We start from the raw sequence: 10,599 nt of genomic DNA, 5'->3' as shown, positions 1-10,599 counted from the left end.
ATATCAGCATAGGCTGCCGCTTAGCATTTTTTGCAATAGATTAAAATGGAGGTTGATATGAGAGTTGGAATGGGATATGATGTACACAAGTTAACGACCGACCGGGAACTGATTCTGGGCGGTGTTACGATACCATATGAAAAAGGGTTGTTGGGGCATTCTGATGCGGACGTATTGGTACATGCCGTAATGGATGCGCTTTTAGGAGCAGCAGCACTTGGGGATATCGGAAAACATTTTCCGGATACAGATCCAAAGTATAAAGGGATTTCCAGCATTACATTATTAAAGCATGTGGCGCAGCTTTTGGAAGAAAATCATTATATGATTGAAAATATAGATGCTACTATCATTGCCCAGCGGCCGAAGCTTCTGCCGTTTATGCCTCAAATGGTAAAAAACATTGCAGATGCATTGGGCATAGAGGAGAATCAGGTGAATGTAAAGGCTACTACAGAAGAAGGGCTTGGATTTACCGGAGCAGGAGAAGGGATCAGTTCCCATGCAATATGCCTTTTGATTCCGCTGTTTGATCTGGCAGCAGATGACCGGATTGCAGGCAGGTCCTGCCAGGGGTGCGGCGGCTGCTGTAAATAGTGCATGGAGGAAAAGAATATGAATGCACAGGAAGTATGCAGAATAGATCCCAAGGATTATCACAAGACCAGAGCATTGTGGGAAGAAATTTTTCCCGATGATACTAAAGATTTTCTGGATTATTATTATGAATACTGTACCAGGGAAAATCTCATCTACGGAATAATGGATGATAAAAGCAGGCTGCTTTCTATGGCACAGTTTAATCCTTATCAGGTGCATCTGGGTGAAACAACGGTGGATACCCATTATATCGTGGCGGTTGCCACCAGACCGGAATCCAGGCATCAGGGAATGATGAGGAAAATTTTGCATCGGGCATTAAGTGACGGGTATGGCAGAAAGGAAGCGTTTATGTTCTTAATGCCTGCAGCGGAGGCAATTTACAAACCCTTTGACTTTGAAACAGTTTACGGGCAGAAAAGCATGATTGTCCATAAAACGGAATGTTCTGGTAAGATTGGAGATAAAGAGCTTCGGATACGGGAGGCAGGGGAAGAAGATCTCGGCTGCCTTGCCAAGCTCTCTGAGCGATTATTAGGAGCACGTTACCAGGTATATACCCTTCGGACCGACGCATATATGAAGCGTCTGCAAAAGGAACAGGAAAGTGAGCAAGGCGGTATCCTGCTTTTTTTAGCGCAAGGCAGACCTGTTGGCTATTGTTTCAGTGCAATGGAAGAAAAGCCGCAGATCCGGGAACTTCTATGTGAGCCGGGGTATGAAGACGCAGTAATGCCAGCTCTTTTCTCTTATTATAATGAAAAGGGTGTTTTTGAGAACGGACAGGAAGAGGTCATAACGGTTACCGCTTTTGGGGATGGTTTCGGGGAAAGTGTTGAAACCGCATCATGGATCATGGTAAGGATTATTCATTTGGAATCATTTGCGTCCTGCCTGAGAAGCTGGGAGCCGGTATCTTTTACCATTAAGGTAGAAGACCGGATACTATCGGGCAATCAGGGAGTTTTTCGCTTTGATTTGGATGAGCATCGGGGATGTGCACGGCGTATAACGGAATGCAGGGATGAAGATGTTGATGCGGTACTGTCTGTAAGTGAACTGACCCGATTGTTTTTTGGCGTAAGCGATGGAACAGAAGCGGATTCCCTGCCTCTTTCTAAAATCCAAATATTTGATCAGATATTTCTGGATGAAATAGTTTAGTGGAAAAGACAGCCGGGATATTGACAAATGGAAGATTTTTGCATAGACTAATGGCATTGGGTATTAGTGTCTCCCAGGTAAATACGCAGGGAGGCACTAGCGATAAATCCTATGACTGAACAGCCATCAGATTTTATAGAACGGAGAGAACAGAATATGAAAGTATACAATACTTTAACAAAGAAAAAAGAAGAATTTGTGCCATTGGTACCGGGAAAGGTAAGTATGTATGTATGCGGACCAACGGTATATAATTTTATTCATATTGGCAATGCCAGGCCGATGATTGTATTTGATACGGTCAGACGCTACATGGAACATAAGGGCTATGATGTAAACTATGTGTCCAACTTTACGGATGTAGATGATAAAATAATTGCCAAAGCCATTGAAGAAGGAGTGTCCGCCCAGAAAATATCAGAACGATATATCGCAGAATGTAAAAAAGATATGGCTTCTATGAATGTATTGCCAGCGACGACCCATCCCCTGGCTACAGAGGAAATCGGCGGAATGGTGGAGATGATCGGCACGCTGATCGAAAAAGGGTTTGCTTATGATGTGAATGGCACCGTTTATTTCCGAACCAGAAAGTTTGATGAATATGGAAAGCTTTCTCATAAGAACCTGGATGATTTACGTGCGGGAAACCGTTCCCTTTTAGTATCCGGAGAAAACCAGAAGGAAGATCCGCTGGATTTTGTACTCTGGAAGCCCAAAAAAGAAGGAGAGCCGGCATGGGAGTCTCCATGGAGTGCCGGACGTCCGGGATGGCATATTGAGTGTTCGGTTATGTCTAAAAAATATCTGGGTGAAGAAATTGATATACACGCGGGGGGAGAGGATCTGGTATTTCCTCATCATGAGAATGAAATTGCACAGAGCGAATGCTGCAATGGAAAAGATTTTGCAAAATACTGGCTGCACAATGCCTTTTTAAATATTGATAACCGCAAAATGTCCAAGTCACTTGGAAACTTCTTTACCGTTCGTGAAATAGGGGAAAAATATGATCTGCAGGTACTGCGTTTCTTTATGCTCAGTGCCCACTACAGAAGTCCGCTGAACTTCAGCGCAGACCTCATGGAAGCTTCCAAAACAAGCCTGGAGCGTATTATTACTGCTGTGGAGAACCTGAAATTCCTCCTTGGCAATGCCGCAGAGCAGGAACTGTCCCAGGAAGAAAAAGAGAGTCTGAAGCAGGTGGATGCATTTGCAGCCAAGTTTGATGAAGCTATGGATGATGATTTCAATACAGCCGATGCAATTTCAGCAATTTTTGAATTTGTTAAATATGCAAATACCAATGTTTCTGCTGAAAATTCGAAAGCATTTATTCAGGCTGTTTTAGATAAAATGATCAGCTTATGCGATGTGCTTGGAATCATCGTAGATAAAAAAGAAGAGATTCTGGCAGAGGACATTGAAAAGATGATCGAAGACCGTCAGGTAGCAAGAAAGGCTAAAGATTTCAAAAAAGCAGATGAAATCCGTGATGCGCTGCTGGCAAAGGGCATTGTACTGGAAGATACCAGAGAGGGTGTAAAATGGAAAAAGGCGTAGATTCATTTTCCAATTATTTAAAAGAGCAGTTTAGCCTGGATGATCTGGATATGAAGACGTATTCGCCGTTGACCCTGGCATATATCGGAGACAGCATTTATGACCTGATAATCCGCACCCTGGTGGTATGCCAGGGAAATTGTCCTGCAAATAAGCTTCATAAGCGCACCAGTGCACTTGTGAAGGCTTCTGCCCAGGCGGAGATGATTGAAAAGATTATGCCTCTTCTGACGGAGGAGGAAAAGCAGATATACAAAAGGGGACGGAATGCCAAATCCTATACAATGGCGAAGAATGCCTCCATGCTGGATTACAGAAAAGCAACGGGGTTTGAAGCGCTGATGGGATATCTGTATCTGGAAAACCAGATGCATCGCATGATAGACCTAATAAAGGAAGGGATTCGGAACCTGGAAAATGTGGATAGTAACGTTAAAAATAAAATAAATGTGGATAAGGTGTCAGCCAATATGGCGAATGACACCAGTGCAGTATCTGCAATTGCAGAAAATGCCCCGGCAGCTCAAGCTGCTGATGAAAACCCCAAGGCAGTGGAAGCCGTAAAGGAGAATACCAATGAGATATGAGGAATTGACAATTGAAGGCAGAAATGCCGTAATAGAGGCATTTCGTGCCGGAAAGCCCATTGATAAGCTGTTTGTTCTGGATGGCTGCCAGGATGGCCCGGTACGCAGTATTATCAGGGAAGCAAAAAAGCACGATACTATTATTAACTATGTGGAAAAAGAAAGACTGGACCAGATTTCGGAAACCGGAAAGCATCAGGGTGTGATTGCCTATGCAGCGGCCTATGAGTATGCCGAAGTGGAAGATATACTGAAGATAGCAGAAGAAAAGGGCGAACCGCCATTTATTATACTGCTGGATAATATTGAAGATCCCCACAATTTGGGAGCTATTATCCGTACAGCAAATCTGGCTGGTGCCCACGGTGTCATTATACCAAAGCGCCGTGCAGTAGGGCTGACGGCAACTGTTGCAAAAACATCTGCAGGCGCGCTGAACTATACTCCGGTTGCCAAGGTTACGAATCTAACCAAAACAATTGAAGAGTTAAAGGAAAAAGGTCTTTGGTTTGTCTGTGCCGATATGAGCGGAGAAGTGATGTATAAGCTGGACTTAAAAGGTGCCATCGGACTGGTGATCGGAAGTGAAGGAGAAGGCGTCAGCCGCCTTGTGAAGGAAAAATGTGACTTTACCGCGTCTATTCCTATGAAAGGGGATATTGACTCTCTGAATGCTTCTGTAGCTGCCGGTGTACTGGCTTATGAGATCGTAAGGCAGAGAATGTAAATATATAACAGGTGGAGGCAGGAAATGGTGTCCTACGACGGATATACCGACGAAGAATTAATTGCAAAGCTTAAGGGTGGAAATCCGGAGATTACGGACTACATCATGGAAAAGTATAAATATCTGGTGCGTAAAGAAGCAAGGGCACTGTACTTAATCGGCGGAGACAAGGACGATCTGATCCAGGAGGGGATGATTGGCCTGTTCAAAGCCGTGAGGGATTACAGGGAGGACAGGGATGCCTCCTTTTATCACTTTGCAAAGCTTTGCATCGGAAGGCAGCTCTATCATGCAATTGAAGCTTCCAACAGAAAAAAACATACCCCGTTAAATTCCTATGTTTCACTGTATTCCGGAACTTTGGAAGCGGGAGAGGAATCCCTGCCCCTGGAAGAAATCCTGTTTACCCAGGAAAGTAATCCGGAAGAACTGCTGATTCATGAAGAAAATAAAAAGCAGATTGAGGAAAAGCTGGAAGCATCCTTAAGCGCATTCGAAAAGAAAGTACTGGACTGCTATTTACAGGGGAAGGACTACGTGGAGATCGGGGAATTTCTGGGAAAACCGCCCAAGTCTATTGACAATGCACTGCAGCGAATTCGTAAAAAAATACGTTGACAAGCCGCTTCTATGCTGTTATAGTGTAATACGCAATTAAATAAGACAGTTCGTGACCATCCTGTCTATAAATAAAACTAGGGAAAATGAAATCGGAAAAACCGCATTAGAGTGCGTGTTTTACCGGTATTTTTGATGGCGCTTAATGATAAGCGTCTTTTTTTATTTTTCCTTAAATTATCACTTACAAGCGTGTAACGAAACGCTCTGGAACGGCTGATACCGGATGCACCGGATTGCCGGACGGAAAGGAAAAAAATGACTGAATTAAATCGCTATTCTATAATTGCTCAAAAAAATCCCCGTGAGATTATCCTGCTTCGGGGGGACGGCTGCAAGTGGAGAAGGTGCCGCTTCTGCGATTATCATCTGGATTATTCCAGAAATGAAGAGGAAAATTTCAAGCTCAACAGGGCAGAAATTGAAAAAGTAACCGGGATTTATCAAACACTGGAGGTAATCAATTCCGGGAGCTTTACAGATCTGGATGACAAGACAATGCATGCCGTTTTAAACAAATGTCTGGAAAAAAAGATATTGCAGCTTCATTTTGAATGCCACTGGATGCACCGGGATAAAATTAAGGACATTAAGAAGTTTTTTGGGGAACAGGGTATTACGGTTAAGATCAAAATCGGGGTGGAAACATTTGACGCCCTGTTTCGGGAAAGCTATCTGAATAAGGGCATAACGGCTGATACACCAGAGGAGATAGCAGAATACTACGATGAATGCTGCCTCTTATTTGGCATTCCCGGACAGAATACAGCATCTATGGAACAGGATATTCTAACTGGTTTAAAATATTTTGAACGTGTCTGCGTCAACATTATGAATGAGAACAGTAAACCAATTAAACCAGCCCCTGCTGTCATAAGGGAATTTGTAACGCAACTGATGCCGGAGTATCTGGATAATCCCCGGGTAGATATATTAATTGAAAATACAGATTTTGGAGTAGGAGATAAATAACAGATGAGAAATGAGATTCTATTAGTCCTGAGTGTAGTGATTATTTATGGAAGCGTTCTGCTGTGGTATAAACTGCTGGGATGCAAAGGGTTGATGGCATTCACGGTATTGGCAACTATTTCTGCAAATATTGAGGTTTTAATTCTGGTAGATGCTTTTGGGATGGAGCAGACCCTTGGTAATATCTTATTTGCTTCAACATTCCTGGTAACGGATATCTTAAGTGAGGTTTCGGGCAAAAAGGCGGCAAATCAGGCGGTAAACATCGGAATCCTCACATCCCTTACCTTTATCCTGATCTCCCAGTCCTGGCTGCTGTATCAGCCAGGTGCAAATGACTGGGCACATGGAAGCATCGTCAGTATCTTTTCCAATACCCCCAGGATGATGCTGGCGAGTCTCGTCGTCTACGCCGTTTCCCAGAAGTTTGACGTCTGGCTGTACCATAAGTGGTGGGAGATGACAAAAAGGCTCTGTGGGGACGGCAGACGCTATCTGTGGCTTCGTAATAACGGATCAACGTTACTTTCCCAGCTTTTAAATACGGTTCTGTTCACAATGGGAGCATTTTTTGGAACCTATGATAGCGGAACACTTATCAGCATTATGTGGGCAAGCTATGTGATCTTTATATTCACAAGCCTTGCGGATACACCTGCTGTATATCTGGCGAGAATCATAAAGCCGCTGGGAGAAGACAGAGACAAACCGGAAAAGGCTGCAGTTATGTAGATCCTAATTTTATAGGAAATCATTTATAGAAACCACTCAGAAATGGTATCGATGTATTTTCACAAATTCTTCAACAGGCTGTCACATATTTTTCACAACTATCTTTTATAGTTATACTTGTAAAAGCCGATAAGACTTTTTCATATAAATCTTTTTCATAACTCGCCAGTATCCGCCAAGATACTGGCTCTCCCTCTGTATAGAGGCTTTTTTATTCCCGCGGGCAACGAGCCAAACGGACACGCTGGCGCGTCCATTTGGCGACTGCCGCGAGGGTCAAAAACCCTGTTGCCCGCAGCGGGGTTTTTGACTGACATGCCAGATTCAGTTATCAGGGAAAAGCTTTTCTTTTTAAAACCTTTATAAAATCTTAAACAACTTTATAAAGCTTTAAGCGCGATGCCATAACTTATTCACAATTGATTGGTATAGTATATTCATACAAAGCAAACAAGCTTTTTTACATAAACTTTTCTCTCCCTCCTGGACTGGCGATGGCCAGTCCTTCTTTTTGCTGTTTTATCCGTGAAGGGGGAGAAAAATATTCACAAAGTCTTCAAGTACTATACACAGATTTTTCACAGTGAACCGCTATAGTATTAAGTGTACAAAGCAAATAAGCATTGTTAATAATCTTTTTCATAACCTGCCAGTATCTTAAGATACTGGCACTCCCTCTGTAAAGGGGGTTATTTTTTATAATACCGTAAAACATGCGGTACATAATCCGGGTCACCATAAGTAGTCCAGCCAAGCTGGGCTTTCATTTTGTCTGAGTATTCCTGTGCATTCTCCGGAGAGTATCCTCCATAATTTTCAGCTGCCCATGTGGCATATGCATTTCCAAAATTATATTCCTGAAGAGCCAGTTTTAATTTATCCATATCGTTTACTGAAGTACACTGGGCTTCCTCCAGGCAATAGGCAAAAGTTTCTACTCCCACTTGAATGGAATAGTCTACATCTGTAATACTGCCAGGTTCGTTTGAATACTGGGTGTTAAAAGGGCTTTCGGAACATTGCATAACATCGGTTCCTTTTCCTGCACTTTCCTGCTGCATCATGGCAAGTATTACATCGGAATATTCGGATATGTTGTATTCTTTACAATATTTTTTAACCTGGTCTTCATATTGAAGAACACTTTTGGTCAATCCACCGGGGTTAGAGATCCCTGAAAATACCAGGTAACAGATAAATCCGCCGGCTGCCAAAATACAAAATCCAATCAGAAACCAGATACGGCGCACCTGGCGTTTTCTTCTTAGTAGCTGTTCCTTTTGGCTCAGACGCTTTTTAGCGGAGCTTCGGCCATTTACAGACAGTGAAGCAGATATTTTCTTCCGGGGTCTCCGGGATGATGTTTTTTTGGTCGTTCTTTGATAAGCTGCCATAATCCTCTCTTCTGTATAAACATTCTGAGTAAACGGGTTGCCAGTAGTCCATCCTGCCTTAAAACAGATTAAAGGCACTGTCAGTCTGATTTAAGGCAAGATGGACAATTAATGCCGATCGGCACTACGTGCAACGGCATATACGAAAAAAGCCCCGGATATAATCCAGGGCTCCTAAAGAGCTGATGACGGGAATCGGACCCGTGACCTCCTCACTACCAATGAGGTGCGCTACCGACTGTGCCACATCAGCCTGCGATATTAATAACCGCTACAGTTAAGAATTTTATCATAAGTAACACTGCTTGTCAACGAATTTTTTAAAAAATTGATAAAATTCTGCAAATTTCTTTTAAGGGGAGAGGAGAAGAACAAAAAAGGGCAAAAAAATAAGCCGATGCATTATACATCGGCTTAAATGATCTAATCAGTGACCAGATTATTTGCTGAGCTGATTAAGCTGCGCAAACGTTAACTGCCTGCATACCGCGGTTTCCCTGAGCGATATCGAAAGTTACTTTCTGTCCGTCTTCTAAAGACTTAAATCCTTCACTAGCGATTCCTGAGAAATGTACGAAGAACTCTTCTCCTGTGCTGTCGTTTGTGATAAATCCAAATCCTTTCGTGCTGTTAAACCATTTTACTGTACCGTTATTCATAGTAGGTACCTCCAATTATAATATTATATCTTAACATGAAAATAAAAAAAATCACATATTTTTGTAAATCATCAATCAAATTAGTGACTTACAAAAATATGTGAAGATCAAAAATTCATTCAAAATACTCTCTTATAATACCATGTAAGATTTGTATTGTCAAGGTAAATAAAATATATTTTAAAATTATTGATTTTTAGTTAATTTTACCCATAAACGGAAGGAAGGCCAGTACCTGTTCGATACTGGCGAAAATGAAAAAGATTTTTTGAAAAAGTCTTATTGGCTTTTCATATTTATACTATAAAGGATAGTTATGAAGAAAGTGTGACAGACGATTGAAGAGACTGTGAAGAAATTGAAAAGATTTTTCTTGCACCTTTCCTGATGGTTAAGTTTTGTTAACGGGAACTATATTGCGGCTCCATTGCAGATTGTCTGTATTTTCGGTATACTAAGAAGTAAGAAATGGCCGTTTCCAAGTTGAGAAGAGGAGCATACAACATGAATATAGGTGAAGTTATTTTGAATCTTAGAAAAGAAAAACAATTAACCCAGGAGCAGCTGGCGCAGGCAATTGGCGTATCTGCACCGGCAGTGAGCAAATGGGAAACCGGGAGCACTTATCCCGATATTCTGCTCCTGCCACCCATTGCCAGGGCGCTGGACACGACAATCGACTACCTGCTGTCCTACACCCAGGAGCTGGATCAGTCAGTTCTGGATGACATTATGAACGATATACGCGTAAACTGTCAGGAGAACGGCTTTCGGGAAGGCAGAAAGAAAATACAATTCTATCTGAACCAGTACCCGAATTCTGAGGAATTAAAAATGAGGGTAATTTCTGCGTCTATTATGCTGTCCTACACCATGGATCAGGATTTTATGGAAAAAGAATGGATGGAATGGGGAAAGCAGCTGGAAAAACTGGCGCGGGAGACTATGGACTCATCGAATCCTTTAATCCGTGAAAATGCCAGAGTGTATTTGATTTCTAGATGCATGGAGCAGGAAAACTACGATGAGGCAGAAGCGCTTCTGGATTCCATTCCCCAGCAGCAAATGGATCCTGCACAGCTGCGTCCCAGTATCTATCTGAAAAAGGGAGAATACGAAAAAGCAGAAAAGCTTTTACAGACCAATTTGTTTTCAGGCATGAGAACTGCGCAGATGGCATTGCTTTCCCTTACAGAAACAGCCAGAAGGACACAAAATATGGAGAAGGCATTTCAGTATGCGGAAGCAGGACGTGAGCTGGAAGAAATATTTGGCAGTGGAGGTTCTTTGTTCGCATGGGAAAAGACAGCCCAGCTGTATCTGGATACAGATAATGAGGAAGAAGCTTTAAAGAGTATCATCGCATATATGAATCGTATTCGAAAAATGGATTATAAGCTCAGGGACCGCGTTTATTTTGATACTATATCACTTAGCGCAAATGAAACGCCGGGGCAGGTAAAGGGAATCAAGCAATCCCAGTTAAATCTTCTCATGACAGATGACAGATATGAAAAGCTGCGGGGGTATGAAGCATTCCAGGAAGCAGCACAAAAATTGAAAAACCACATTGAGTCATTGTA

Annotated in this window: 10 protein-coding genes, 1 tRNA gene and 1 pseudogene; 9 read left to right on the top strand and 3 right to left on the bottom strand. The window is 42.4% G+C overall.

All coding sequences use genetic code 11. The features are described 5' to 3' along the window. Positions 1–57 precede the first annotated feature (57 nt). The 8 genes and pseudogenes from ispF (at position 58) to ACH2DQ_RS07395 (ending at position 6,963) form a co-directional block, all read left to right on the top strand. Positions 58–597, top strand: coding sequence for a 2-C-methyl-D-erythritol 2,4-cyclodiphosphate synthase (gene ispF / locus ACH2DQ_RS07430; protein WP_394911753.1), 540 nt, complete (start codon positions 58–60; stop codon positions 595–597). Positions 598–615: 18 nt separating this feature from the next. Beyond that, entirely contained in the window at positions 616–1,764 is a 1,149-nt protein-coding gene (locus ACH2DQ_RS07425) for a GNAT family N-acetyltransferase (protein ID WP_394911752.1), read from the top strand. Positions 1,765–1,920: 156 nt separating this feature from the next. Continuing rightward, on the top strand, positions 1,921–3,327 hold the full coding sequence (gene cysS / locus ACH2DQ_RS07420; protein ID WP_395026181.1) for a cysteine--tRNA ligase: 1,407 nt from the start codon (positions 1,921–1,923) through the stop codon (positions 3,325–3,327). Continuing rightward, positions 3,312–3,740, top strand: a pseudogene (locus ACH2DQ_RS07415) (Mini-ribonuclease 3); the annotation flags it as partial. The gene cysS and the pseudogene ACH2DQ_RS07415, both read left to right, overlap by 16 nt. A gap of 163 nt (positions 3,741–3,903) precedes the next feature. Continuing rightward, positions 3,904–4,641, top strand: coding sequence for a 23S rRNA (guanosine(2251)-2'-O)-methyltransferase RlmB (rlmB, locus tag ACH2DQ_RS07410; RefSeq protein ID WP_394911750.1), 738 nt, complete (start codon positions 3,904–3,906; stop codon positions 4,639–4,641). A gap of 24 nt (positions 4,642–4,665) precedes the next feature. Continuing rightward, positions 4,666–5,259 carry an RNA polymerase sporulation sigma factor SigH gene (gene sigH / locus ACH2DQ_RS07405; protein WP_394911749.1) on the top strand — a complete coding sequence of 198 codons (594 nt, stop codon included), beginning with the start codon at positions 4,666–4,668 and terminating at the stop codon, positions 5,257–5,259. Between the two features lie 258 nt (positions 5,260–5,517). Then, positions 5,518–6,231: a radical SAM protein gene (locus tag ACH2DQ_RS07400; RefSeq protein WP_394911748.1), complete on the top strand. Its 714-nt coding sequence runs from the start codon at positions 5,518–5,520 to the stop codon at positions 6,229–6,231. A gap of 3 nt (positions 6,232–6,234) precedes the next feature. Further along, positions 6,235–6,963 carry a queuosine precursor transporter gene (locus ACH2DQ_RS07395; protein WP_394911747.1) on the top strand — a complete coding sequence of 243 codons (729 nt, stop codon included), beginning with the start codon at positions 6,235–6,237 and terminating at the stop codon, positions 6,961–6,963. Positions 6,964–7,652: 689 nt separating this feature from the next. Here the strand turns inward: ACH2DQ_RS07395 and ACH2DQ_RS07390 are convergent. The 3 genes from ACH2DQ_RS07390 to ACH2DQ_RS07380 all read right to left on the bottom strand — a co-directional run bounded on the left by ACH2DQ_RS07390 (position 7,653) and on the right by ACH2DQ_RS07380 (position 9,016). Beyond that, on the bottom strand, positions 7,653–8,357 hold the full coding sequence (locus ACH2DQ_RS07390; protein ID WP_394911746.1) for a lysozyme family protein: 705 nt from the start codon (positions 8,355–8,357) through the stop codon (positions 7,653–7,655). A 180-nt stretch (positions 8,358–8,537) separates the two neighbouring features. Next, positions 8,538–8,610: transfer RNA gene (locus ACH2DQ_RS07385), tRNA-Thr, on the bottom strand. Positions 8,611–8,812: 202 nt separating this feature from the next. Beyond that, the gene (locus ACH2DQ_RS07380) at positions 8,813–9,016 is read right to left on the bottom strand and encodes a cold-shock protein (RefSeq protein ID WP_394911745.1); all 204 of its coding nucleotides are present in this window, start codon (positions 9,014–9,016) and stop codon (positions 8,813–8,815) included. A gap of 504 nt (positions 9,017–9,520) precedes the next feature. Here ACH2DQ_RS07380 and ACH2DQ_RS07375 point away from each other — a divergent pair. Further along, positions 9,521–10,599, top strand: a 1,079-nt coding sequence (locus ACH2DQ_RS07375) for a helix-turn-helix domain-containing protein (RefSeq protein WP_394911744.1), incomplete at its 3' end; no start/stop codon positions are given.

This window comes from Robinsoniella sp., assembly GCF_034124845.1.
The sequence above is the reverse complement of the archived record's forward strand: the minus strand, read 5'-3'. Positions and strand labels throughout refer to the sequence as shown.